Source organism: Lawsonibacter asaccharolyticus (assembly GCF_022453915.1).
Lineage (GTDB): Bacteria > Bacillota > Clostridia > Oscillospirales > Oscillospiraceae > Lawsonibacter > Lawsonibacter asaccharolyticus.
Window position 1 is genome coordinate 1,006,201 of record NZ_CP091870.1, and the last position, 23,087, is coordinate 1,029,287.

At 58.6% G+C, this 23,087-nt stretch carries 23 protein-coding genes and 1 pseudogene; 9 read left to right on the top strand and 15 right to left on the bottom strand.

All coding sequences use genetic code 11. The features are described from left to right. Positions 1 to 10: 10 nt before the first annotated feature. From L9O85_RS04680 to L9O85_RS04690, 3 genes are read left to right on the top strand one after another with little or no spacing between them, the layout of a single operon-like run. Positions 11 to 133: a CD1871A family CXXC motif-containing protein gene (locus L9O85_RS04680; RefSeq protein ID WP_430688785.1), complete on the top strand. Its 123-nt coding sequence runs from the start codon at positions 11 to 13 to the stop codon at positions 131 to 133. Further along, positions 126 to 989 carry a 4Fe-4S binding protein gene (locus L9O85_RS04685; protein ID WP_082203623.1) on the top strand — a complete coding sequence of 288 codons (864 nt, stop codon included), beginning with the start codon at positions 126 to 128 and terminating at the stop codon, positions 987 to 989. Before L9O85_RS04680 ends, L9O85_RS04685 begins: the two co-directional genes overlap by 8 nt. Continuing rightward, positions 989 to 1,537: a TlpA family protein disulfide reductase gene (locus L9O85_RS04690; protein WP_256182848.1), complete on the top strand. Its 549-nt coding sequence runs from the start codon at positions 989 to 991 to the stop codon at positions 1,535 to 1,537. The genes L9O85_RS04685 and L9O85_RS04690 overlap by 1 nt, the downstream gene beginning before the upstream one ends. Positions 1,538 to 1,619: 82 nt before the next feature. On the opposite strand, the gene L9O85_RS04695 is transcribed toward L9O85_RS04690, so the two are convergent. From L9O85_RS04695 to L9O85_RS04710, 4 genes are read right to left on the bottom strand one after another with little or no spacing between them, the layout of a single operon-like run. Further along, complete coding sequence (locus L9O85_RS04695; protein WP_301579733.1) at positions 1,620 to 3,461, bottom strand: S-layer homology domain-containing protein; 1,842 nt, start codon at positions 3,459 to 3,461, stop codon at positions 1,620 to 1,622. Positions 3,462 to 3,478: 17 nt separating this feature from the next. Then, positions 3,479 to 4,675 carry an ABC transporter permease gene (locus L9O85_RS04700; protein WP_256182850.1) on the bottom strand — a complete coding sequence of 399 codons (1,197 nt, stop codon included), beginning with the start codon at positions 4,673 to 4,675 and terminating at the stop codon, positions 3,479 to 3,481. Further along, positions 4,672 to 5,406, bottom strand: coding sequence for an ABC transporter ATP-binding protein (locus L9O85_RS04705; protein ID WP_050625051.1), 735 nt, complete (start codon positions 5,404 to 5,406; stop codon positions 4,672 to 4,674). Before L9O85_RS04705 ends, L9O85_RS04700 begins: the two co-directional genes overlap by 4 nt. Beyond that, positions 5,403 to 7,097 carry an HlyD family efflux transporter periplasmic adaptor subunit gene (locus L9O85_RS04710; protein WP_301579734.1) on the bottom strand — a complete coding sequence of 565 codons (1,695 nt, stop codon included), beginning with the start codon at positions 7,095 to 7,097 and terminating at the stop codon, positions 5,403 to 5,405. The genes L9O85_RS04705 and L9O85_RS04710 overlap by 4 nt, the downstream gene beginning before the upstream one ends. Before the next feature lie 199 nt (positions 7,098 to 7,296). Between L9O85_RS04710 and L9O85_RS04715 the strand changes: the two genes are divergently transcribed. Together L9O85_RS04715 and L9O85_RS04720 are read left to right on the top strand one after the other, a co-directional pair. Continuing rightward, positions 7,297 to 7,974 (top strand): response regulator transcription factor, encoded by a 678-nt coding sequence (locus tag L9O85_RS04715; protein WP_050625049.1) that lies wholly within the window; start codon positions 7,297 to 7,299, stop codon positions 7,972 to 7,974. Continuing rightward, positions 7,968 to 9,212 carry a sensor histidine kinase gene (locus L9O85_RS04720; RefSeq protein ID WP_301579735.1) on the top strand — a complete coding sequence of 415 codons (1,245 nt, stop codon included), beginning with the start codon at positions 7,968 to 7,970 and terminating at the stop codon, positions 9,210 to 9,212. The genes L9O85_RS04715 and L9O85_RS04720 overlap by 7 nt, the downstream gene beginning before the upstream one ends. A gap of 671 nt (positions 9,213 to 9,883) precedes the next feature. Here the strand turns inward: L9O85_RS04720 and L9O85_RS04725 are convergent. The 4 genes and pseudogenes from L9O85_RS04725 to L9O85_RS04740 all read right to left on the bottom strand — a co-directional run bounded on the left by L9O85_RS04725 (position 9,884) and on the right by L9O85_RS04740 (position 12,893). Beyond that, positions 9,884 to 10,801 (bottom strand): magnesium transporter CorA family protein, encoded by a 918-nt coding sequence (locus L9O85_RS04725; protein WP_276756931.1) that lies wholly within the window; start codon positions 10,799 to 10,801, stop codon positions 9,884 to 9,886. A gap of 189 nt (positions 10,802 to 10,990) precedes the next feature. After that, entirely contained in the window at positions 10,991 to 11,341 is a 351-nt protein-coding gene (locus L9O85_RS04730; RefSeq protein ID WP_301579736.1) for a sensor histidine kinase, read from the bottom strand. Then, positions 11,319 to 12,239: a sensor histidine kinase gene (locus tag L9O85_RS04735; RefSeq protein WP_301579737.1), complete on the bottom strand. Its 921-nt coding sequence runs from the start codon at positions 12,237 to 12,239 to the stop codon at positions 11,319 to 11,321. The genes L9O85_RS04730 and L9O85_RS04735 overlap by 23 nt, the downstream gene beginning before the upstream one ends. Beyond that, a pseudogene (locus L9O85_RS04740) lies at positions 12,236 to 12,893 on the bottom strand (response regulator transcription factor). Before L9O85_RS04740 ends, L9O85_RS04735 begins: the two are co-directional and overlap by 4 nt. Before the next feature lie 173 nt (positions 12,894 to 13,066). Between L9O85_RS04740 and L9O85_RS04745 the strand changes: the two are divergent. The 4 genes from L9O85_RS04745 to L9O85_RS04760 all read left to right on the top strand — a co-directional run bounded on the left by L9O85_RS04745 (position 13,067) and on the right by L9O85_RS04760 (position 16,198). Next, positions 13,067 to 13,780: a polyphosphate polymerase domain-containing protein gene (locus tag L9O85_RS04745; protein ID WP_276756925.1), complete on the top strand. Its 714-nt coding sequence runs from the start codon at positions 13,067 to 13,069 to the stop codon at positions 13,778 to 13,780. Beyond that, positions 13,773 to 14,468, top strand: a complete 696-nt coding sequence (locus L9O85_RS04750; protein WP_276756923.1) for a DUF4956 domain-containing protein — start codon at positions 13,773 to 13,775, stop codon at positions 14,466 to 14,468. Before L9O85_RS04745 ends, L9O85_RS04750 begins: the two co-directional genes overlap by 8 nt. A 14-nt stretch (positions 14,469 to 14,482) precedes the next feature. Further along, complete coding sequence (locus L9O85_RS04755) at positions 14,483 to 15,412, top strand: carbohydrate-binding domain-containing protein (protein WP_301579740.1); 930 nt, start codon at positions 14,483 to 14,485, stop codon at positions 15,410 to 15,412. A 138-nt stretch (positions 15,413 to 15,550) separates the two neighbouring features. Continuing rightward, positions 15,551 to 16,198, top strand: a complete 648-nt coding sequence (locus L9O85_RS04760) for a carbohydrate-binding domain-containing protein (RefSeq protein WP_301579742.1) — start codon at positions 15,551 to 15,553, stop codon at positions 16,196 to 16,198. Positions 16,199 to 16,330: 132 nt separating this feature from the next. Here L9O85_RS04760 and trpA read toward each other — a convergent pair whose 3' ends face one another. From trpA to trpE, 7 genes are read right to left on the bottom strand one after another with little or no spacing between them, the layout of a single operon-like run. Further along, positions 16,331 to 17,101 carry a tryptophan synthase subunit alpha gene (trpA, locus tag L9O85_RS04765; protein ID WP_301579743.1) on the bottom strand — a complete coding sequence of 257 codons (771 nt, stop codon included), beginning with the start codon at positions 17,099 to 17,101 and terminating at the stop codon, positions 16,331 to 16,333. Continuing rightward, entirely contained in the window at positions 17,094 to 18,284 is a 1,191-nt protein-coding gene (gene trpB / locus L9O85_RS04770) for a tryptophan synthase subunit beta (protein ID WP_108979435.1), read from the bottom strand. Before trpB ends, trpA begins: the two co-directional genes overlap by 8 nt. Beyond that, on the bottom strand, positions 18,281 to 18,889 hold the full coding sequence (locus L9O85_RS04775) for a phosphoribosylanthranilate isomerase (protein WP_256182649.1): 609 nt from the start codon (positions 18,887 to 18,889) through the stop codon (positions 18,281 to 18,283). Before L9O85_RS04775 ends, trpB begins: the two co-directional genes overlap by 4 nt. Next, positions 18,886 to 19,668: an indole-3-glycerol phosphate synthase TrpC gene (gene trpC / locus L9O85_RS04780; protein ID WP_301579745.1), complete on the bottom strand. Its 783-nt coding sequence runs from the start codon at positions 19,666 to 19,668 to the stop codon at positions 18,886 to 18,888. Before trpC ends, L9O85_RS04775 begins: the two co-directional genes overlap by 4 nt. Continuing rightward, a complete protein-coding gene (trpD, locus tag L9O85_RS04785; RefSeq protein ID WP_301579747.1) occupies positions 19,665 to 20,696 on the bottom strand; it encodes an anthranilate phosphoribosyltransferase in 1,032 nt (343 codons plus the stop codon). The genes trpC and trpD overlap by 4 nt, the downstream gene beginning before the upstream one ends. A 3-nt stretch (positions 20,697 to 20,699) precedes the next feature. Further along, positions 20,700 to 21,269 carry an anthranilate synthase component II gene (locus tag L9O85_RS04790; protein ID WP_256182646.1) on the bottom strand — a complete coding sequence of 190 codons (570 nt, stop codon included), beginning with the start codon at positions 21,267 to 21,269 and terminating at the stop codon, positions 20,700 to 20,702. Beyond that, positions 21,266 to 22,732 (bottom strand): anthranilate synthase component I, encoded by a 1,467-nt coding sequence (gene trpE / locus L9O85_RS04795; RefSeq protein ID WP_256182652.1) that lies wholly within the window; start codon positions 22,730 to 22,732, stop codon positions 21,266 to 21,268. Before trpE ends, L9O85_RS04790 begins: the two co-directional genes overlap by 4 nt. Positions 22,733 to 23,087 lie beyond the last annotated feature (355 nt).

Below are 23,087 nucleotides of genomic sequence, written 5' to 3' on the forward strand. Positions count from 1 at the left end.
CATGCGAAAGATGACGATGTTCTACCTGCTGGCGGCCCTGCTGATGATGGGCTTCGGCCTGTGGCGGGGCGAGGGGGCAACCGTCCTCTCCAAGGGGATCAATCTGTGCATGGAGTGTGTGGGCATTGGCTAAGAACAGACATCGCTGGAAGATCCAGCTGGGAGCGACGCTGGCCACCAACCCCTTCTTTCTGAACTTCTTTCAGGGGAATATCTCTCGTGGAAAGCTGAAGGGGGTCTGCGTCCCTGGACTGAACTGCTACTCCTGTCCGGCTGCGGCGGCCTCCTGTCCCATCGGGGCGGTCCAGGCCGTGATCGGCTCCTCCAAATTCCATTTTGCCTACTATGTAGTGGGTTTTCTGCTGTTCATCGGCGTCCTGCTGGGCCGGGTGGTATGCGGCTTTCTATGTCCCTTCGGCTGGTTTCAGGAGCTGCTCCACAAGATCCCTGCAAAAAAATTCAGCACAAAGCGGTTCCATATCCTTACCTATTTGAAATATGTGATCCTGGTCCTCTTTGTCATTGTCCTGCCTATGACGGTGGTGAACGAAGTGGGAATGGGGGACCCCTTTTTCTGCAAATACCTCTGTCCCGCCGGGATCTTGGAGGGCGGAATCCCTCTGTCCCTGGCCGACACCGGCATCCGGGCCAGTCTGGGCTGGCTCTTCACCTGGAAGAGCTGTATCCTGCTGGGCGTCGTGGTGCTGTCGGTGTTCTTCTACCGGCCCTTCTGTAAATGGCTGTGCCCTCTGGGGGCCTTTTACGGCCTGTGCAACAAGGTCTCGGTCTATCGGCTGGAGGTAGATCAAAGCAAATGCACCTCCTGCGGTGCGTGCAGCCGGGTGTGTCAGATGGATGTGGACGTATTCCGCACACCCAACCACGCCGAGTGCATCCGCTGCGGGGACTGCGTGGCCGCCTGCCCCCATCAGGCCATCACCAAGACCTTTTCTCTGAAAAAACAAACCAACAAGAAGGAGACTATATAATGAAAAAAGGATCTTCTCTGCTGTTGGCATCGGTCCTGCTGCTGGCTGCGCTGGCCGGCTGTTCCACCGGGGAGGACAACTCCCTGGTATCCAAAACGCCCTTCCCGGAGTTCTCAGAGGCGGACACCGAAGGGAACCCGGTGAGCAGCGACATCTTCGCAGACTACGACGCCACCATCGTCAACTTCTGGAACAACGGCTGCGGCACCTGCATTGAGGAGATGCCGGAGCTGGAGGAGCTGTATCACCAGCTTCAGGAGCGGAACATCAATCTCATCGGCGTAGGCACCGACTCCGGCGAGGGAGAGGAGCAGCTGGAGACCGCCCAAAACATTCTAAAGGAGAAGGGCGTCACCTATGTGAACATCTCCCCGGACCCGGAAGGCGAGTTCTACAAGGACTTTGTCTCTGAGATCTTCAGCTATCCCACCACCTACATCGTGGACGGTGAGGGCAATATCATCGGCGCCCCTATTGTCGGAAATGTGAAAAAACAGATCGACACGGTGAACGATCGGCTGGCACTGAGCACAGCCTCAGATGAATAAAAAAGGCCGAAGGGCAAGCCATTACGGCTGGTCCTTCGGCCTTTACCTTGTCAACAGGATAGGATCGAGGGAATCGATCCGGTCAACTTTCCAGCGCCGTCGCGATGATGATCCTGATCTGTCTGCCTGCACTGCTGCTGGAATTGTTGTACCAGCCGGTCAGCGTATAGTCCTCCGCATTGACAGCGGAAAGGGTAGTCAGGTAGTAAGAACCGTTTTTACGCAGGTAGACCTGCACATCATCCGCAATGGCGTACCTCTGATTGGAGGCCATAGCCCAGCTTCCGGACAGCTCCGTCAGCTTTACGGACTTCATTCGCTGCATGGTCTGGATGCTGCCGTCGGACTTATAGGCGATGGCTATGCCGCCGGTCTCCACAGGATACTTAACGGAAGCAGAACGCAGGGTCTGTTCAGTGCCGTCTACCAAATAGGTGTAGGTGACATTGATGGACATCTCCTGGGACTGATCCTCCAGATTGGTCAGATAGGCGTAGGTCCAGAGGTCTCCAGTTACATCATCCAGAATAAGATACTCGATCCTGCCTTCCTCGTTCAGTCCGTAATAACGGATGTCGTCACTGTCCAGGCTCATCCCGGACAGACGGGAGGCATCCACGGCAGCAGCAGTACCTTCGCTGCTGGTATCCAGGATCTCAACATTGTCCGCAAAGGAAAGATCGCCGAGCTTTGTAGCAGTGCTGTTCACCTTACCGCTGGTATGCTTTTCTGTCAGTGTTTTTATGGTCACGCTGCCCTCGCTGACATTGACAGAGACCAGACGGCCGGCCTTATAGTCCATGGCTTTGTCCACCGCAAAGGTTTTTGCCGTGCCATCTGTGCAGAGCACGGTAACATTGGTCTGAACTGCGGCATTTCCGTCCTCGGCGACCACTTTTTCAGAGGATTCCACCATCCCATAGTACACCGCTTCCACGCTGGTCCCGGTGAGCACATCCACCACGGAACCGTCCATCCCCAGCAGCAGCGTCACGATGGTGCCGGCTTTGCCTCCGCCCAGCGCAGACAGCTTATAAGTGGCGGCAGAGCTGCCAATTTCATAGGCAGCGCCGGCTACCGTGACGGAAGTAGGAGACGTGGCGCTGGGAGACAGCTCCGTGATCTTGCCGGAGACCCGGTCGGTGTAGATCCACAGCGTGCTGCTGCCCTGATCATAATAGTAGACATCGTACTGATTCAGTACGGAGGAAGAGGAAATTTCTCCGTTTCGGTAGACTGTTGCAGGCTGGAAGGGCAGAGAGGTGGAACTGTTCTCAGCTACATAGGGGCCGCTGAGGTTTTCCAGCGTCAGGGCGGTATAGTCCACCTCTCCGTTGGTCACTGTATAACCCAGAGTCTCGGCATAGATCTGACCGCCGCTGGTTTTAGCTGTCATCAAATTGGAGAAAAGTGCAGCGCAGTCCCGCCGGGCCATAGTGCCGCCCTGCTTCAGGCTGATCCCGTCCCGCAGGCCCAGTGCTGCGGCCTTACTCAACTGAGCGCTTGGGAACGAGCCGGCCAGAGCAGAGGTGTCGTAGCCCAGCAGCTTCAGCACCGCGGCGCACGCCTCCTCCAGCTTTACTGTTTCATCCGGCCGGAAGGTCCCGTCGGTATAGCCGGTCATCCAGCCCTCTGACACGGCGCAGCGGATATACTCCGAGGCCCAGTAGCTGCTTTTCACATCCCTGAACAGGGAATATCCGCTGCCCTCGCTGCTGACGCTATCCTTATAGGAGGAGGCTGCCACCAGCATTTTGGAAAACTCCGCCCGGGTAACAGGGCTTTCCAGATCTGTGCCGTCCAAAATACCCAAAGCCTGGACCATCTGGACTGCGCTGTCTCCGCCGACTGCGGAGGCCGGGGACACCAATAGCGAGCAGAGCGTGCACACAGCCAGAATGAGAGAGAGAACTTTTGATTTCATATAACAGATACCTCCTATCAGTCATACCGCAGGGCTTCGATGGGATCGAGGCGGGCGGCTCTTTTTGCGGGCAGATAGCCAAACAGGATGCCGATGCCGGCGGAGATCCCAAAGGCTGCCAAGACCGCCGTGGCCGAGGGAGAGACGGTAATGGCCGTCTCCATCAGCCGTTTGATGACCTGTGTAGCAACCGCCGACATGAGATAGCCAAGGATGATGCCCAGCCCTCCGCCAAGGGCGGAGGTGGTGGCGGCTTCGATCACAAACTGCCGCAGGATGATGCCCTCCCTGGCCCCCAGGGCCTTGCGGATACCGATCTCCCGGGTGCGCTCTGTGACAGAGACCAGCATGATGTTCATAATGCCAATGCCGCCCACCAGCAGAGAGATGCCGGCGATGGCCGCCAGGATGGCGATGACCATATTGACCATGCTGGTCATGGTGTCCAGCATCTCCGCCATGCTGACCACGGTATAGGCGTCTTCATCCTGAAAAATTTTGTAGAGAGCGGTTTCGATGGCCTCTTTCCCCAGGGTGGCGTATTCCTCATCGGTCACGGTCACAGTATAGCTGCTGATGGTGCCGGTAAAGGACAGGCGGGCTGCGGTGGAGTAGGGGACATAGACGCAGTCGTCCGTGCCCCCCTCCTCCATCTGCTCCGCCTCCTGAGCCATAACGCCCACGATGGAAAAGGTGGTGCCGCCTACCTTCAGACTCTGGCCCACGGCATTCCCGCCAAAGCAGGTCTGGGCCACATAACTGCCCACCACGCACACCTTTTTCCGGTTGACGATGTCCATATACTCGATGCCCCGGCCCTGAGCTACCTCGTAGCCCTTCATATCAAACCACGTCTCCCCGACACCGGATACGGAGGTGGAGCTGTAAGTGGTGCTGCCGATCTTTACACTGCCTGTCATGGACACAGTAGGCGAAATCTGGTCCAGATAGCCGGCGTTGTCCTCCACGATCTGATACATCTGCTCCTCGGACACGGTGCGGGAGGTCCCACGGCCCATGATGGACACCGTCAGGGTGTTGGTCCCCATCTCCGCGAAGCTGTCCTCCATATATCCGGCCATACCGTTGCCCAGGCCCACGATGACGATGACGGCGCACACGCCGATGATGATGCCCAGCATGGTGAGAAAGGTCCGCATTTTGCTGCCGGAGATATTTTTGACAGCAAGCGTAAAAGTCTCCCAGAGGCTCATGACGACACACCTCCCCTTAGGCCGGGGGTCACCACGGCCTCCGGCGCGCGGGCGTCCCCATCATAGACTACATGGCCGTCCTCCAAGCGGATGATCCGCTGGGCCTGGACCGCAATGGAGTTGTCATGGGTGATAAGTACCACCGTGTTGCCCTGACGGTGCAGGTCCTGGAGCATCCCCAGCACCTCCCGGCTGGTGTGAGAGTCCAGGGCACCGGTGGGCTCGTCGGCCAGGATGACGGCGGGACGGCCGGCCAGGGCCCGGGCGATGGACACCCGCTGCTGCTGACCGCCGGAGAGCTGATTGGGCAGGTGGTGGAGCTTGTCGCCCAGGCCTACCTGCTCCAGTACCTCTCGGGCCCGCTGCCGGCGCTCCGCCTTGGGGACGCCGGCATACATCAGCGGTACCTCCACATTTTCCAGCAGGTCCAGCTTGGGCAGCAGGTTGTACTGCTGAAAGATGAACCCCAGCAGCTCGTTGCGGATCGCTGCCAACTGATTGGTATCCATCTGCCCTACGTCCCGTCCGTCCAGCAGATAAGTGCCGGAGGTGGGGACGTCCAGACAGCCGATGATGTTCATGCAGGTGGATTTTCCGGAGCCGGACTGGCCAACGATAGCCACAAATTCCCCCTTTTCGATGCGCATGGAGATGTGGTCCGCCGCCCGAACTGTGGTGTCCCCCATCTGATAGGTCTTGCAGACCTGACGAAATTCGATCAGCGCGCTCATCCCGGGACCCCCCCTCCGGGGCCGCCGCCGCTTGGCATTCCGGCGGGCATATCGCCGCCCATGGCGCCGGGCATCCCGCCCATCATCATGCTGCCGGACTCTGTGGAGCGGGTGACATACGCTACGGTGTCCCCCTCCTGCAAACCGCTGAGGATCTGGACATAGCTGTTGTCGCTGATGCCGGTCTCCACCTGCACATAGACGTAGCCCTCGGGCGACTCCTGCTCCACGGCGCTTTCCGCACTGGGAGAGTCCTGAGTGATGAGTACCAGAGAGGTGTTCCCGCTGCCCCTGGTGACGGCGCTGCTGGGGATGGCCAGGGTATCGGCGGCCTCCTCCAGCACGATCTCCGCGTCCACATTCATGCCCGGTAGCAGGCCGTCGGTCTCGTCGATACGGACGGTGACCGGGTAGGAGGTGATCCCGCCGGAGGTGGTGCCTGCCACCGAGACCTTGGTGACCACGCCGGTAAAGGTCTTGCCCTCCACCGCCTCCGCAGTGATCTGAACCGTTTGTCCCGCCTCCACCGTGGAGATGTCCAGCTCATCGATGTTCAGGGTCATCTCCAGATAGCTCAGGTCGTAGATGGTACACAGGGTCTTGCCGGATTCCACGGTATCGCCGGCCTTGTACTCCTTGTCGATGACGGTCCCGCTGATAGGGGATGTAATGGTGTAATTCTCCAGCTGCTTCTGTGTGTTCTCCATGGACAGCTCCGCATTTCTCAGGATGTCTGCCGCGTTTTGGAGCTGATCTTCCAAATCATCACCGCCCAGAGTGATCAATACCTGTCCCTTGGAAACAGCGCTGCCTTCAGAGACGTGGACCGCGGCGACAGTCCCGCTGGCGCTGGCCGTGACCGTGCTCTCTGACTGGTAGGTAAAGGTCCCGTTTCCGGCGCTGCCCAGACCGTTGACGGAGGCTGTGGCTACCTGAACTGCACTGAGCCCGCCGGGATTTTGCACGGCGATGGTCACATCTCGGGTAATGGTGTTGCCGGTTCCGACGGCATTCCCGCCGGAGATCGACTGGACTGTACCGGTCAGCGTCTCAAAAGAGCCGTCCGGTGTCACCTGAGCGGTCTGCCCCACGTGGAAGGTAGCAGCGTCCTCAGCGGGGAAGGAGACGGTCAGTGTCATGGTGCTGTCGTTGCGGATGGTGGCGATGGTCTGCCCCTGACTGACCTCGTCCCCCTCTTTGACATCCAATGTGTACAACGTACCGGAGGAATTTGCCTTGACTATCTGGTTTTCCGCCGTGCTCTCATAGCTGCGCTGGGCCTGAGACAGGGAGATCTGCGCCTTTTCGATGTTGGCGGCGGCGTCCTCGCTGTCGATCTCATAGAGCACGCTGTCCTGTTCCACCATATCGCCCTCCTCAAAGTCCGCAGAGAGGACCTCGCCTTCGATCAGGGTGGTCACAGTATAGGAATTGGCGGGCTGGAGGGTACCGCTGCCGGTAAGAGAGTTGGTAATGGTCCGTGGGGCGACCTTTTCCTCTGTGTAGGTGATTGCCGCCGCTGAAGGCCCTTTGCTCAGCAGGAATTTTCCGGCGAAGGCCAGGATCAGAAGGAGAGCCACAATGAGGAGCGACCACCGCTTCCCGTGCTTGGGGCGAGGGAGACGGTGTGTTCGCTTTTTCGTTTGCTCTCCCTGCACTTGGTCGTCGGACTTTGGTTTCACTAAGGTCATATGCGAGAAACTCCTTTCGTGCCGCACTTAAGTTCTGGAGTGATACGGCAGATGATATCTGATGATAACACCGTTTGCTGAATAGACACTGAAAATACGCGGGAAAGTGCTGCGGATCTTTCTGCTTTTTCAGCTTCGATTCAGTATTTTTGTGTAGTATAATATCAAAAAGGAATACCGCATCCCATCGGAGGCTGTTATGAAAGTACTAATAATTGAGGATGAAAAACTGCTGGCGGACTCCATCCAGTCGGTTTTAGAGCGCAAGGGCTTTGAGGTGGAGTGTGTCTACGACGGTGAGACCGGGGCTGAGTATGCGGAGCTGGGGATCTACGACCTGCTGATCCTGGATGTGATGATGCCAAAAATGAACGGCTGTCAGGTGGCCCGGGAGGTGCGGGCCAAGCGCTGCGGCACCCCTATCCTGATGCTCACCGCCCGCTCAGAATTGGAAGACCGCATCGAGGGGCTCAATGCCGGGGCTGACTATTATCTGACCAAGCCCTTCGATATCCGGGAGCTGCTGGCCTGCATCAATGCCCTGCTCCGACGGCAGGGGCCCCAGGTGGATCAGGTGACCCTGGGAAATACCGCTCTGGATCTGGGAGCCTGCACCCTGATCTGCGGAGAAAAGCGGGTCCAGCTCTCTGCCCGAGAATTTGACGTGATGCGCATTCTCCTGCGCTCCCAGAGCACCATCCTCTCAAAGGAAGTAATCCTGGCCCGGGTGTGGGGATATGACTCCGATGCGGTGGAGAATCATGTGGAGGTCTATGTGGGCTTTCTCCGAAAAAAGCTGCACAGCATCGGTTCCAATATCCGCATCGAGGCAGTCCGGCGGCTGGGCTATCGTCTGGAGGTGGATGAGGAATGCTGAAACGTCTGCGCCTTCAATTTGTCGCGGTCATCATGGTGATCGTCACCATCATGTTGTGTACGGTCTTTGGAATGCTCTATTTTTTTACACGGAGCAGCCTGGAGCAGGAAAGCTTTGCCATGATGCGCGCCGTTCCGGTAGGTATCATGGCCCCTGATCGTCCGCTTGCCCCCTTTGCACGCCCGGGTGAACAACCGGAGCAGGTCCGTCTGCCCTTTTTTGTGGTGCAGGAGGCGGAGGACGGAACACTGACTGCTGCCGGTGTGGGATATTATGACCTGTCTCCTGGAGAAGCCTTTGACCAAACTTTTTTGCAGGAACTGATCCAGGAGGTGGAGCGGGTGAACCGCCCATCCGGGGAGTTGAAGCAGTATCATCTGCGTTTTCTGCGAGTAGACGCTCCGTTTGGACAGAGTGTGATTTTTGCAGATACCACCAGTGAGCAGTCCACCTTAAACAATCTGGTCAAGAACTGCATCCTCATCGGCGTGCTCTGCTTTTTTGCTTTTCTGGGGATCAGCATCAAACTGGCCGCCTGGACAGTGAAACCGGTGGAGTGGGCTTGGCAGCAGCAGCGCCAGTTTGTCTCCGACGCCTCCCACGAGCTGAAGACGCCCCTTACCGTCATCATGACCAATGCGGAGCTGCTGCAAAGCGAAGAAAATGACCGGGACAGCCAGGTGCGGTTTTCTGCCAACATTCTCACCATGTCCCGGCAGATGCGGGCCCTGGTGGAGCAAATGCTGGAGCTGGCCCGGGCGGACAGCGGCCAGGGAAAGGCGGACCTGAGGCCGGTGGATCTGAGCACTTTGGCAGCGGACGCTCTGCTGCCTTTCGATCCGGTGTTTTTCGAGCAGGGGTTGATGCTGTCAAGCCAACTCGCCGAGGGGATCAACGTCAACGGGGATGCCGGCCGGCTCAAAGAGGTGCTGGATATCCTGCTGGACAATGCCCGGAAATATACCGAGCCGCCAGGGACTGTGAACGTCCGTCTGGAGCGATGGGGGTACCACCGCTGCCGGCTGACTGTAAGCAATCCCGGCCCGCCTCTCTCGGCGGCGGAGCAGAAGGATATTTTCAAGCGCTTCTATCGGACAGATCCAGCCCGGAGCCGGGACGGCAGCTTCGGTCTGGGCCTCTCCATCGCCCAGCGCATCACAGAGGAGCACCACGGGCGCATCTGGGTGGAGAGCAGCGGTGGATACAATCGCTTCACCGTGGAACTTCCGGCCCGGTGACCAAACAGACAAAAATGCTAGTAGAATAAGGCCTTAGTATGGTGTACTACGGTATTAGGAGAAAATACTCCCCCTAATAGCCTGGGGTTATTTCTAAAGATAAGTTATCTGTTTCGCATAGAAGCAGATAACTTACAGTTGCATTATAAAAATTTTTTTGTGTAGCCTTACATTGTTGCGCTATAATAATCGGCAGGAAATATCCTACCATGTGAGAAATATGAAGTGAGCGCAAGATCTTGAGTAACGGTTCCGTGACCTCATTTTGACCACAAACGATGCAGTAAACCCTGATAATCTATATAATATATACAGATATAGCGTTTATCAGATTGCAACAGACACTGTATATAGTAGAAGCCATATGCCCGCCATCGAGTGGGAATGAGGCTGTATATAAAACTCAGAGCACTACCAGTTTGTTTGAACACGAACCTATCAGTGTAGAGATACGTCAGAGAAACATACTGTGCAGTTTTTCCACAGTACTGGCAGGCCGGAAAAAGCAGTAAGCCTTTTCAGACTTACTGCTTTTTCCGGCCTACTTGAACTCTCCGGCCATTTATCCCTTTGATTATGTAGAACAGAATTTTCCCAGACAAGCGAGCGGATGACGCTTTACGCGCGGCTTTCCCCATCTTTGCGGGAGGATGTCATGCACAAAATTGAAGTTACCAGAATTTTTTCTTTTTCATGGTCCAGAGGCAAATCATCACGATTACCAAGCTGATCACGATTACCGCAGGATAGCCATATTTCCACGACAACTCCGGCATATTGGAAAAGTTCATCCCATACCAGCCAGCTACTAAGGTCAGGGGCAGAAAAATAGTGGTGACGATGGTGAGAATTTTCATGATCCGGTTCTGCCGTATATCGATCTCCGCCTGAAATAGCTCTCGAATCTGCAGCCCATACTCCCGGAGAATCTGCGCCTCGTTTTTCAGCCGCGCGATCCGCTTCTCTACCATGTGGAACTGGCGTGTTTCTATGTCAGTAAAGAATTCATTTTCGTTTTCCTCAAACTCGCAGACCATATCCTCCAGCTGCGTATAGTAGCGGCTCCAGCTTGTCAGTTCTTTTCGGAGCGCAGTCATCTGGTAATTGAAATTGTCCAGAACTCCCTCCAATACCTCTTCTTCCAGCTCCGACAGCTTCTCTTCCAGCTCTTGAAGATGGTGCATATCCTTTGCAATCAGTAATTCAAGAAACCCATAGAGCAATCCGCCAATATGGTCAGTGAGTTGAGGATTTTCTTCTCTGATCCGCTGAAACATCCTATGTGCAACTCCAGCGTCATCGCATATAATAATTTGATCCTTCGTCAGCAGATAGCCGAAAGAAATGGGGCGCCGGTCCTTGGTATGGCGGGGCGTGACAATGGTGCCGCAAAGATAGGTCCGGTGTGCTTCTGCTTTGCAGACACGCGCATCTCTCGCAAGCGGCGTATGGCACAGTATATTCTCCAGCCCCGGTAGGCACGGTCCTTGCTCCAGCTCTTCAGAGGTCAGCAGCGTCAAAATACGGCCGTTAAAACCCTGAGAATTGGTCGCTTGTTCATCGGACGCAGAGAGAGCAGACTGATACATAAACAGGCCTCCTAAAAGCGAATTCTTCGATGCCATTTTAACACATTCTTCGGATATGACAACCGATCTTTCTCTCGCTGTGCCCTTATCCTGAGTCATGATTGGACTAAGAAAACGGAGATTTTACAAAATTGGCTATGTAACGCAGTCTTTTCCTGTTTTCCAGATACGCGCTTGGCGGATGAAGTTTTATGCCGGCAGAGAAACGATCACCGACAGGGACGCTCCGCTGCTCTCTGCCCGGATTTTTCCCCTGTGGGCCAGCACGATGCCCTTGGCAATGGACAGACCCAGGCCGTAACTGCCGGTCTGACTGCTGCGGGACTGATCGCCCCGGTAAAAGCGGTCAAAGAGGCGCCCCAGCGTCTCCCGCTCCATGGGGTGAGCAATCGTATTGGAGACCGAAAGGCGGATCATGCGCCCCTCTTTTTTCAGTGCGATCTCCACTTCCCCCTCTTCCGGGGTATATTTTAGGGCATTGTCCAACAGAATGGACAGCAGCTGCCGGATAGCTTTTTCATCTCCGGTATAGGAGAGCATGGGGGGGGATGGACAGCGTGAGCCGCTTCCCCTGCGCCTTTGCCAGCCCCTGAAAGGATTGAGCCATCTCCTCTGTCAGGTCGGAGAGGGGAAACTCGATGGGCTGGATGGGCGGCGTTTCCTCCTCCATGCGGGAGAGAAAGATGAGATCCTGGGTCAGCCCGGTCAGCCTCCGGACCTGACAGCGGATGTCCTGCAGCCACTCGTTGCCCTCCAGCTCCGGCTCCACCAGATCCAGATCCGCGCCGATGATGGTCAGAGGCGTCTTTAATTCATGTCCGGCGTCGGTGATGAACCGGCGCTGTTTTTCATAGCTCTCTGCCACCGGGCGAACGATCCGCTTGGACAGGATCAGCAGAAGCAGAAAGACAGCCAGCAGCCCCGCCAGCGCCACCAGGACGCTGGCAATCAAGGTCGTCCGGAAATTGGAGAGGCTTCGCCCGCAGTCCACGAAGATGAAGCGGGTACCTTCCGCTTCTGCCGCGCGGATATAGCGGTAGTCCCCCTGGAATCCGCTGGCGCTTCCGCTGGACCATACCGCCTGCGCCATCTCGCCGGCGCTCTGATCATCCACGGCGGCGATCTGCCCCGTGTCGCTCTGGAGGACCTGCCCTTTTTCATTCAAAAGGACAGAAAAAAAGCGGGATTCAAATGGGGTCTCCGGAGAGATCCCATGGCCCAAGACCGGAATTGGCCCAGGCTTTCCCCCCCGGTCGTCCGGTGGTGTCTGCTGAGGGAATACGCCCCGGTTTTCGCTGAGCAGCGCCAGGATGCGGTCCGCATCCCGGACCACTTTTTGATAGCTCATGGCGTTGACCCCGCCCAGGATCACCAGCAGCACCAGGGCCAGAGACAGCATGGAGGCGGTGATGAATTTCACCCGCAGCTTCTGGATCATGTCCGCACCTCCAGCGAGTATCCGAGGTTGCGGCTGGCCCGGATCTCCACATCCGCCTGCAGAGCGGTGAGTTTTTTCCGTAGATAGGAGATGTAGACCCACACCACCGATACCTCCACCTCGCTGTCATAGCCCCAGATTCGCTCCAGAAACCGCTCCGCGGGGATGATCTGCCGGGGATTGCGCAGGAACAGCTCCATCATCTGATACTCTTTGTTGGCCAGCCGGGGTGGACAGCTCAAAGGTGGTCTGCTCCAAAGAGAGATTTCCGAAGGTCAGCTGGCTGCTGAGCTGGACGCTCTGCCGTGTAATGGCCCGGAGCCTTGCCAGCAGCTCCTCCGTGGCAAAGGGTTTGGTCAGGTAGTCGTTGGCCCCGGAGTCCAAGCCCAGCACCTTGTCCTCCACCTCACCTCTGGCGGTGAGCATCAGAACCGGGATGGAGTTCCCCTGCTGACGCAGGCGGCGCAGCACCTCCATCCCATCCATCTTAGGCATCATGATGTCCAAAATCAGGGCATCGTAGTTCCCACTCTCCAGATAATCCAGCGCCTCATGCCCGTCATAGACCGCATCCACCGCGTAGTGGCTCCGCTCCAGCAGAGCGGTCACCGCACGGGAAAGGGATCGCTCATCCTCCGCCAGTAAAATGCGCACACCGCATCCCTCCTTTTTGTTCTGACGGTATTTTGCCGGATTTACCTTAAATAGAATTAAAAGATAGCACGGTCATGGCTCGTTGTCAGCAAAAAAGTTTTTGATTTTTTAAGTTCAGTTATGGTTTGGATTTTACACTGGCTTTACCATCCCAACACAAGGAGGATCTCACCATGAAAAAAGAGACTGTCTTTCAGCGCTATGAATTCAAATATCTGCTGACACGGGGGCAGCAGGCCCGGCTGCTCTCCGCCGCCGGAGCTCGTTTGCGTCCCGACGAATACAGCCACAGCTCTATCCGCAATCTCTATCTGGACACTCCGGATTTCCGGCTCATCCGCCGGAGCCTGGAAAAGCCCGTCTACAAGGAAAAGCTGCGTCTGCGCAGCTATGGCCGGGCGGACCGGGAACACCCCGTTTTTATGGAGCTGAAGAAAAAGTACCGCTCCATCGTCTATAAGCGGCGGCTCACCCTGCCCTATGGCCGGGCGCTGGACTGTCTGACCGGGGACTGTCCATGGCCGGAGACCCAGATCGGCAGAGAGATAGGCTACGCCATGGACTTCTATCCGGATCTGGAGCCACGGGTGTTCCTCTCCTACGAGCGGGACTCCTGGTATGCGCCGGAGAGCGGTCTGCGCATCACCTTCGACGACGCCATCCGCTTTCGGACAGCAGACCTGACGCTGGACTCCGACCTGTGGGGCACAGCCCTGCTGAGGCCGGATCAGGTTCTGATGGAGTTAAAGGCTCCTGGGGCCATCCCCCTCTGGATGGTCCGCCTGCTGACAGAGATGGGACTCTATAAGACGTCCTTCTCCAAGTATGGAACGGCCTATCAAATTTTACTGGAACAGGAATACAAAGGAGGAAAACGGTATGCCTGATACGCTTTTTCAAGGGATCTTTGATACGCAGCTGACGGCGGTGATCGCCCCAGAGCAGTTTCTTTTGTGCGTGGGGGCGTCTCTGGTCATTGGCCTGGTCCTGTGCGCCATGATGCTGTGGCGCACCCGCCCCAGCACCGGCTTTGCCGTCACCCTGGCTACCCTGCCGGCGGTGGTGTGCGTGGTCATTATGATGGTCAACGGCAATGTAGGGGCCGGCGTAGCGGTGGCGGGGGCCTTCAGCCTGGTGCGCTTCCGCTCTGCCCCTGGCTCCGCCCGGGAGATCGGGGCCATCTTCGCCGCCATGGGGGCGGGGCTGATGGCGGGCATGGGCTATCTGGGCTATGCCGCGCTCTTTGCCCTGATCCTGGGCGGGATCACCATGGCTTACCACGCCCTGGGCTTTGGCGGCGGAAACGCAGCCCTGCGCTGCCGCACCCTGCACATCACCATTCCGGAGGATCTGGACTACACCGGCGTCTTTGACCCGATTTTGGCACAGTATGCCACCAAGTCTGAGTTGAAACAGGTCAAGACCACCAACATGGGCAGTCTCTTCAAGCTGACCTACGACCTGACCCTCCGGGATGGAGGGCAGGAGAAGGCCTTGATCGACACCCTGCGCCAGCGCAATGGAAATCTGGAGATCTCCCTGTGCCAGCAGGAGACCGGACCGGCCGGACTATGAACAGGAGGAACGATATGAAACGAATCGCTATGCCACTGCTGAGCATTTCGTTGCTGCTCAGTGGCTGCCAGAACACAGACGCCGCTTCTTCCAGCAGCACCCCCGCATCGGCTGACACAGAGCCGGTGTCTGTCATTGATACATCGGCCTTGTTCAGCGACCGGGATCTGGACGGCAGCTATGATGAGAGCGCCGCCATCCCCATCCAGCTGACGGGAGAGACCGCTGCCTGCGCTTCCGACGCTGTCTCCATTGACGGCGCCCGGATTACCCTGCTGGACGAGGGGACCTATCTGGTGTCCGGTACCCTGACAGACGGACAGATCGTGGTGGATGCCGATGATACGGACAAGGTCCAGATCGTCCTGGCCGGCGCAGATATCACCTGCACGGACTCCGCCGCCATCTATTCCAAAAACGCCGACAAGGTGTTCCTCACTCTGGCAGATGGGACGGAAAATACCCTGATCAACGGCGGCAGCTATGCCGACATTGATGAGAACAACATCGATTCCGTGGTGTTCTCCAAAACCGACCTGACCCTCAACGGCTCCGGCAGTCTGACCATTGACGCCCAGGCAGGCCACGGGGTGGTGTCCAAGGACGAGCTGACCATCACCGGCGGCAGCTACACCGTTACCGCCGCCGGGCACGGCATGGCAGGCAAGGACAGCCTAGCTGTGGCGGGGGGCACATTTACCATCACCTCCGGTAAGGACGGTCTCCACGCTGAAAACGCCGATGACTCCTCTCTGGGATTTTTGTATGTGGCGGATGGCGAATTTACCATTGCCGCCCAGGGAGACGCCGTCAGCGCCAGCGGGGCGCTTCAGGCGGACGGCGGGACCTTTGACCTGACCACCGGGGAGGGCAGCGCCTCCGTCACCATGTCCACTGGGGACAGCTTTGGCCCCGGCGGCATGGGAGAAGGTCCGGGCGGTTAGAACGGGGCGCGGCCCCACGGCGGCCCATCCGTCGAGAGCGGGACGCCGCCTGAGCGGCCGGACAGCGGTGACAATGGTCAATCTCCGGAGTTCCCCACCCAGCCGGCAGGCGAGGAACCGGCTTTTGACGCAGAAACAGTGGAAGTGACAGACACCGCGGAGGACACCGTCAGCCAAAAGGGTGTGAAGGCGGAAGGTACCTTGACCATCAACGGCGGGACCTGGACCATGGACACCGTGGACGACTGCATTCACAGCGGCGGCGCTCTGGTCGTCACCGGCGGGACCTTCACTCTTTCCAGCGGAGACGACGCCGTCCACTCCGATGACGCAGTGACCATTCGAGCCGGAGAATTTTCCATCCCCTACTGCTATGAGGGCGTCGAGGGTCTGTCCGTCACCGTGGAGGACGGGACCTTTGAGATCACCGCTTACGATGACGGCTTCAACGCCGCCGGCGGCGCGGACAGCTCCGGCTTCGGCGGCAGAGGAGACCCATTTGCCGCCAGCGCGGACAGCTTTATCACCATCAACGGCGGGACCATCACCATCGTGGCGAATGGGGACTGCCTGGACTCCAACGGGGACCTCACCATCAACAGCGGGACGCTGGACCTCACCTGCAATGGAAACGGAAACACCGCGCTGGATTGCAGCGGCAGCTATACCAACAACGGCGGGTCGGTGACCACCAACGACGGCTCCGAGTCCAATCCCGGCGGAATGGGCGGCGGACGGCCTGGCGGGAAACAGGCTCCTTCCGCCCCGGAAGTGCCCGTTTCCTGAGCGGGATCTGTCTGGAATAGATGGCTTCCCATAAAGCAGCTCCGCCATCAAACACATCTTTCTTATTTTTTGCAGAGTCTCGTTGGAAATTCCCAACGAGACTCTGCTGTCGTTTCACGGATTGACTGATTTTTACCGTATCGCGTCCTTCATGGTTTTGACATACGCACCGATGCAGCCAGGGGCATCATTCCCGTGCTGTTCCAGCAGCTTGACGATGGCAGAGCCGACGATCACGCCATCGGCGAGCTCTGCCATCCGCTTGGCCTGTTCCGGCGTGGAGATTCCAAAGCCGATGGCGGCTGGGATATGGGTGTTCTGCCGCACAGTCTCCATCATGGAGGCCAGATCCGTTTTGATCTCGCTTCTGGCTCCGGTGACGCCCAGGGAGGACACCACATAGAGAAACCCATCCGCCTCTCTGGCGATCATGGCGATTCGGTCCTTGGAGGTAGGTGCGATGAGGGAGATCAGCTCCACCCCGTACCGCCTGCAAACCGGCAGGAATTCCTCCTTCTCCTCAAAGGGCAGATCGGGGAGGATCAGTCCGTCAATCCCCGTCTCCCGGCAGGCGGAGAAAAAGCGCTCCGCTCCATAGGAGAACACCACATTGGCGTAGGTCATAAAAACCAGAGGTATCGTTACATCCCGGCGCAGGTCCTGCACCAGTCCGAAGATCTGGTCTGTGGTGACCCCGCCCTGCAAGGCCCGGAGGTTAGCCCCATGGATCACCGGCCCCTCGGCGGTGGGGTCGGAGAAGGGAATGCCCAGCTCGATGAGGTCCGCGCCATTTTCCACTGCGGCCCGGACGGCGGCGGCGGTGGTCTCCAGATCTGGGTCGCCGCAGGTAATAAACGGGATAAATGCCTTTCCGCGGGCAAATGCCTGTGCGATCTTACTCATGGAGGTCCTCCCCTCTGTATCGGGCGATGGCGGCGCAGTCCTTGTCGCCCCGGCCTGAAATAGTGATGACGATGATCTGCTCCCGCTCCATAGCGGGAGCAAGCTTTATGGCATGGGCCACGGCGTGGGCCGACTCAATGGCAGGGATGATACCCTCCGTCCGGGCCAGATACTCGAAGGCGTTGACCGCCTCCTCGTCAGTGACCGGGACATATTCCGCCCGGCCGATGTCATGGAGGTGGGCGTGTTCCGGGCCGATGCCCGGGTAGTCCAGTCCGGCGGAGATGGAGTAGACCGGGGCGATCTGGCCGTACTGGTCCTGACAGAAGTAGGACTTCATCCCGTGGAAGATGCCCAGCTTCCCGGTGGCGATGGTGGCCGCCGTCTCCGGGGTATCCGCCCCCCGGCCGGCCGCCTCGCAGCCGATCAGCCGGACCTGTTCGTCCCCGATAAAGTGATAGAAGCTGCCGATGGCATTGGAACCGCCTCCCACACAGGCGAGCACCGCGTCGGGCAGCCGCCCCTCCTTCTCCAGAAGCTGCGCCCTGATCTCCCGGGAGATTACCGCCTGAAAGTCCCGGACGATGGTGGGGAAGGGGTGGGGCCCCATCACAGAGCCCAGGCAGTAGTGGGTGTCGGCCATGCGGGAGGTCCACTCCCGCATGGCCTCGGATACAGCGTCCTTCAGCGTGGCTGTGCCCGTCTTTACAGGAACCACCTCCGCTCCCAAAAGGCGCATCCGGTACACATTGAGGGCCTGGCGGACGGTATCTTCCTCCCCCATAAAGACCACGCACTCCATCCCCATGAGGGCGGCGGCAGTGGCGGTAGCCACCCCGTGCTGCCCCGCCCCCGTCTCGGCGATCAGGCGGGTCTTGCCCATCCGCTTGGCCAGAAGGGCCTGTCCCAGCACATTGTTGATCTTGTGGGCCCCGGTGTGGTTCAGATCCTCCCGCTTCAGATAGATCTTCGCCCCGCCCAGATCTTCCGTCATCTTTTTGGCAAAATACAGCCGGGATGGCCGCCCCGCGTATTCATTCAAAAGCTCGGTGAGCTCCCGGTTGAACGCTTCGTCGTTCTTGTAGTGATCGTATGCCGCTTCCAGTTCAATGACCGCGTTCATCAGCGTCTCGGGGATATACTGTCCCCCGTGGACGCCGAAGCGTCCCTTTGGATTGGTCATGCTCTCGCTCCCTTTCTGACTGCGGCCACAAAGGCCGCCATTTTTTCAGGATCCTTGCCCCCATCCGTCTCAATACCGGAGCTGACGTCCACCGCATAGGGGTGAAGCCGCTCCACCGCCCCTTCCACATTCTCCGGTCCCAGTCCGCCGGCCAGGAAATAGGGACGCCGGATCTGATGGAGCAGACTCCAGTCGAACACCGTGCCCGTACCCGCACCGGCGTCCAGCAGGATATGGTCAGCAGCACTGGCCTCGGCGCGGAGGACATCCTGAACCGTGGCGATCCGGAATGCCTGGATAATGGGCTTTGGGGTAAGCATCCGCAGCCGGTCAACATAGTCCCCGCCCTCGCTGCCGTGAAGCTGGGCCAGGTCGATTACACCGCGGTTCAGCAGGCGGGCCACTGTCTCTGCTGTCTCGTTGACAAATACGCCCACCGCCTGAATGTTCGGGTCCAGTAATTCCTTCAATTCAGCGGCCCCTTTGGGTGCGATATATCGTTTGCTTTCAGGGGCAAATACAAATCCGATATACTCCGGCCTCAGCTGATTTGCGGCCAGAATATCCCGGGGGCGGGACAGGCCGCACAGCTTGATTTTTGTCATGCTCCGCCTCGCAGTCCGGCCAGAGCGGCCTTTTTATCGGCCGCCCGCATCAGAGTTTCTCCAATCAGGACTCCGTCCGCTCCCAGCTCTCGGAGCACTGCGACGTCTCCGGCGCTGCGGACGCCGCTTTCGGAAACAAACAGCACCTCGCGGGGGATCAGCGCCCTGAGCCGGCGGCTGTTGTCCGGGTCCACAGAGAAATCCTTCAGGCTGCGGTTGTTCACCCCGATGATCCGCGCCCCTGCCCGGAGGGCAGTTTCCGCCTCCGCCTCGTTGTGGACCTCCACCAGTGCGGACAGGCCCAGCTCATCGCAGGTGTGCAGGTACTCCCGGATTTGCCGCTCCGTCAAAATGGCACAGATCAGCAGGACTGCCGACGCCCCCAGCACCTTCGCCTCATAGATCATGTATTCGTCTACGGTAAAGTCCTTCCGCAGGCAGGGGATGGAGGCCGTCCGGGCGATCTCCTGCAAATGCCGGCCGCTGCCCAGAAACCATTTGGGCTCAGTGAGCACTGAGATGCAGTCTGCACCCGCCGCCTCATAGTCCAGTGCAATTTGCAGGTAGGGATACTCCGGGGCGATGAGTCCCTTGGAGGGCGAGGCCCGCTTGCACTCACAGATGAAAGAGAGTCCGTCTTTTCTCAGGGCTTTCTCAAACCCAAAATCTCCTTTGAGGAGAGAAAGGGCCTGCAGACGCAGCTCCTCCAGAGGGACAGCGCTCTTGGACGCCGCCACCCGCTCCCGGGCATGGCCGGCCAGCTGGTCCAGTATGGTCATGCCTCCACCTCCGGGCCGTTGCTGACCGCGATCAGCTGCTCCAGCACGGCGGCGGCCTTTCCTGTATCAATGAGCTCCGCCGCCAGGGCCACGCCTGCCTTCATGCTGTCCGCCTTTTCACCGATATACAGGGCCGCCCCGGCATTGAGCAGCACCGCGTTCCGCTTGGCGCCCCGCTCGCCGTTCAAAATGGCCCGGGTGATGGCGGCGTTCTCCTCCGGCGTCCCGCCCTTCAGCTCCTCTTTTGTGCAGCGGTCAAAACCAAAATCCTCCGGGGTGATGACCGAGGACTTGAACCAGCCGTCCCGGATCTCGCAGACGGTGGTGGGCGCACTCAGGGAGATCTCGTCCAGCTTGTCCTGCCCATACACCACCATGCCCCGCTTGATCCCCAGATTGATGAGCACCTGTGCCAGGGGCTCCACCAGATAGTCGTCATAGACGCCCAGCAGCTGCCGGACCGGCGTCCCGGGGTTGGTCAGCGGGCCTAGGATATTGAATACCGTGCGGAAGCCCAGCTCCTTGCGGATGGCCCCCACATATTTCATGGAGGTGTGGTAATCCTGGGCGAAGAAAAAGCACATTCCCACGTCCCGGAGCAGCTCCACGCACTTTTCGGGGCTCTGGTGGATGTTGACCCCCAGTGCCTCCAGACAGTCCGCCGTGCCGCACAGGGAGGAGGCCGCCCGGTTTCCGTGCTTGGCCACCTTCATGCCCCCTGCCGCCGCCACCAGGGCGGCGGTGGTGGAGATGTTGAAGCTGCCGGCGTTGTCTCCGCCGGTGCCCACGATCTCAAAGAGCTCCATGCCGGTCTCCACCTTGACGGCGTGGCCCCGCATGGCGGCGGCGCATCCGGCGATCTCGTCGGTGGTCTCCGCCCGGGCGCTCTTGGTGGAGAGGGCGGCAAGAAAAGCGGCGTTTTGGGTGGGCGTGGTCTCGCCGCCCATAATTTCGTTCATCACGGTGTAGGCCTCCTCATAAGTGAGGTCCCCTTTATTGACGATCTTGACGATAGCTTCTTTGATCATGGTTTACATCTCCTTTATGAAGTTTTGGAGCATGGTTTTCCCGTCGGGCGTCAAAATGGACTCTGGGTGGAACTGTACACCGTAGACCGGATGCTCCCTGTGCTGCACCGCCATGACCTCTCCGTCCTCGGTTCGAGCGGTGATCTTCAGGCACTCCGGAAGGGTTTGGGCGTCCGCCGCCAGGGAGTGGTACCGCCCCACAAGGGCTGTTTCCGGACAGCCCCGGAACAGCGGGCAGTCCGGATCGAATCGGACCTGGGACTGCTTCCCGTGCATCAGCGCCTTGGCGTAGGTAATGGAGGCGCCAAAGGCGGCGCAGATGGCCTGGTGCCCCAGACAGACCCCCAGAATGGGGATCTCATGCCCCAGGGCGGTCACCACCTCCATGGTGATTCCCGCGTCCTCCGGCCTCCCCGGGCCGGGGGAGAGGATGATCCGTTCCGGCTGAAGCGCCCGAATTTCTTCTGCGGTCATCTCATCATTGCGGATGATCCAGATATTCGGCTCGAATTCCCCAACAAGCTGGTACAGATTGTAGGAAAAACTGTCATAGTTGTCGATCAGCAGGATCATAGCTCCGCCTCCTGTGCAAGCTCCAGCGCCCTCAGGGACGCCCGCGCCTTGTTCATACATTCCTCAAATTCCTGCTCCGGGACCGAATCGGCCACGATCCCGGCTCCGCTTCTCACAAACACCCTGCCGTTCTTCTGATAGGCGATCCGGATGGCGATGCAGGTGTCCATATTCCCGGTGAAGTCGATGTAGCCGATGGCCCCGCCGTAGATGCCCCGCTTGTTGTTCTCCAGCTCTGCGATCAGCTGGCAGGCCCGGAGCTTAGGCGCTCCGGAGAGGGTCCCGGCGGGCAGCACCGCCTCGATGGCGTCCAGCGCGTCCTTGTCCTCCCGGAGCTCTCCCCGTACGGTGGAGCCGATGTGCATGACATGGGAGAAGCGCTCAATGGTGTGGAACTTCTCCACCTGGACCGTACCGAACCGGCTGATCTTCCCAAGATCGTTCCGCCCCAGATCCACCAGCATATTGTGCTCCGCCAGCTCTTTCTCATCGGAGAGCAGCTCTGTCTCCAGAACCTGGTCCTCCTCCGGGGTCTTTCCCCTGGGCCGGGTGCCCGCGAGAGGGAAGGTGTGGAGCACGCCGTTTTCCAGCTTGACCAGAGTCTCCGGCGACGCCCCCGCCACCTCCACATCTGTTCCGGAAAAATAGAACATATAGGGGGAGGGGTTAAGGGTGCGCAGCACCCGGTAGGTGTTGAACAGGCTGCCCTCAAAGGGGGCCGACAGGCAGTTGGAGAGGACGATCTGAAAAATATCCCCTTCCCGGATGTGGACCTTGGCCTGCTCCACCATTCGGGAGAAGTCCTCCCGGCCGAACAGCGGCGTCACCGGGCCCAGGAGCCGCCCGGCACGGTCCTGCTTCTTTGCTCCGGTCCGCAGCAGCTCCACAAGCTGTCTGAGCTCCAGCACCGCCTTGTTGTAGCTGGTCTCCGGCTCATCCAGGGACATATTGACCATGAGAATGAGCTTCTGCCGCAGATGGTCAAAGGCAATGACCTTGTCAAAGAGCATCAGATCAAGATCCCGAAATTCCTCGCTGTCCTCCACCTCCGCCCGGACGGACGGCTCGCTGTACCCCAGATAGTCATAGGAGAAGTATCCCACAAGCCCGCCGGTGAAGGGAGGGAGATGGTCAAAGCGGGGGCTTTTGTGCTCCTCCAGGACCTGACGCAGGTAAGCGGATGGGTCCGCCGTTGGGAAGTGAAGGCATCCGGCCCGCATCTCCCCGTTCCTGCAGGTGATCTCCAGACTGGGATCAAAGCCCAGGAAGGTGTAGCGTCCCCAGGTCTCATGGCTGGCTGCGGACTCCAGCATATAGCAGTGGGTGGAAACCTGCTTCAGGATGCGCATGGCTTCTATGGGCGTGGTGAAGTCAGACAGGATCTCACAGCTCACCGGAAGCACCCGGTATCGTCTGGCGGAAGCGATCTCCTGGACTTTCTCCAATGTGGGAACGATCTGCATGGTCTGCACCTCCAAATAAAAATACTCCTCTGGCGTTTCTGCCAGAGGAGCAAAAAATCGTCCTTGACAGAAACTACGGTCTGTCAAGGACGAATAAAACACATTATCCGCGGTGCCACCTTGATTCACGGCATGACCCGTGCGCTTAGCGGGATACCAACATATCCCCGGCAAATGACGTCTGCCTGCAACGTCGCAGCATACTCTGTGAATCTCACATTTGACTGCGCCCTCAGCGGTCCATTTGACAACTTGTTTCTTACCTGACTCTCAGCACCACAGGCTCTCTGTAAAGGCATGATTGCCGTTATCTCCGCTTCAACGGTTTAGGATATTAAATTTTTTATCACTATAC

What these genes read in the sequence shown, in the direction of transcription:
- L9O85_RS04790 (WP_256182646.1), bottom strand. Translation starts at nt 21,269, where the DNA reads ATGATCCTGCTGATCGACAACTATGACAGTTTTTCCTACAATCTGTAC.
- L9O85_RS04720 (WP_301579735.1), top strand. Translation starts at nt 7,968, where the DNA reads ATGCTGAAACGTCTGCGCCTTCAATTTGTCGCGGTCATCATGGTGATC.
- L9O85_RS04735 (WP_301579737.1), bottom strand. Translation starts at nt 12,239, where the DNA reads ATGATCCAGAAGCTGCGGGTGAAATTCATCACCGCCTCCATGCTGTCT.
- trpC (WP_301579745.1), bottom strand. Translation starts at nt 19,668, where the DNA reads ATGACCATACTGGACCAGCTGGCCGGCCATGCCCGGGAGCGGGTGGCG.
- L9O85_RS04715 (WP_050625049.1), top strand. Translation starts at nt 7,297, where the DNA reads ATGAAAGTACTAATAATTGAGGATGAAAAACTGCTGGCGGACTCCATC.
- L9O85_RS04730 (WP_301579736.1), bottom strand. Translation starts at nt 11,341, where the DNA reads ATGCTCTCCTATACCGGAGATGAAAAAGCTATCCGGCAGCTGCTGTCC.
- L9O85_RS04690 (WP_256182848.1), top strand. Translation starts at nt 989, where the DNA reads ATGAAAAAAGGATCTTCTCTGCTGTTGGCATCGGTCCTGCTGCTGGCT.
- trpA (WP_301579743.1), bottom strand. Translation starts at nt 17,101, where the DNA reads ATGAGTAAGATCGCACAGGCATTTGCCCGCGGAAAGGCATTTATCCCG.
- trpB (WP_108979435.1), bottom strand. Translation starts at nt 18,284, where the DNA reads ATGACCAATCCAAAGGGACGCTTCGGCGTCCACGGGGGACAGTATATC.
- L9O85_RS04775 (WP_256182649.1), bottom strand. Translation starts at nt 18,889, where the DNA reads ATGACAAAAATCAAGCTGTGCGGCCTGTCCCGCCCCCGGGATATTCTG.
- L9O85_RS04755 (WP_301579740.1), top strand. Translation starts at nt 14,483, where the DNA reads ATGAAACGAATCGCTATGCCACTGCTGAGCATTTCGTTGCTGCTCAGT.
- L9O85_RS04750 (WP_276756923.1), top strand. Translation starts at nt 13,773, where the DNA reads ATGCCTGATACGCTTTTTCAAGGGATCTTTGATACGCAGCTGACGGCG.
- L9O85_RS04725 (WP_276756931.1), bottom strand. Translation starts at nt 10,801, where the DNA reads ATGTATCAGTCTGCTCTCTCTGCGTCCGATGAACAAGCGACCAATTCT.
- L9O85_RS04745 (WP_276756925.1), top strand. Translation starts at nt 13,067, where the DNA reads ATGAAAAAAGAGACTGTCTTTCAGCGCTATGAATTCAAATATCTGCTG.
- L9O85_RS04700 (WP_256182850.1), bottom strand. Translation starts at nt 4,675, where the DNA reads ATGAGCCTCTGGGAGACTTTTACGCTTGCTGTCAAAAATATCTCCGGC.
- L9O85_RS04680 (WP_430688785.1), top strand. Translation starts at nt 11, where the DNA reads ATGACGATGTTCTACCTGCTGGCGGCCCTGCTGATGATGGGCTTCGGC.
- trpD (WP_301579747.1), bottom strand. Translation starts at nt 20,696, where the DNA reads ATGATCAAAGAAGCTATCGTCAAGATCGTCAATAAAGGGGACCTCACT.
- L9O85_RS04710 (WP_301579734.1), bottom strand. Translation starts at nt 7,097, where the DNA reads ATGACCTTAGTGAAACCAAAGTCCGACGACCAAGTGCAGGGAGAGCAA.
- L9O85_RS04705 (WP_050625051.1), bottom strand. Translation starts at nt 5,406, where the DNA reads ATGAGCGCGCTGATCGAATTTCGTCAGGTCTGCAAGACCTATCAGATG.
- trpE (WP_256182652.1), bottom strand. Translation starts at nt 22,732, where the DNA reads ATGCAGATCGTTCCCACATTGGAGAAAGTCCAGGAGATCGCTTCCGCC.
- L9O85_RS04695 (WP_301579733.1), bottom strand. Translation starts at nt 3,461, where the DNA reads ATGAAATCAAAAGTTCTCTCTCTCATTCTGGCTGTGTGCACGCTCTGC.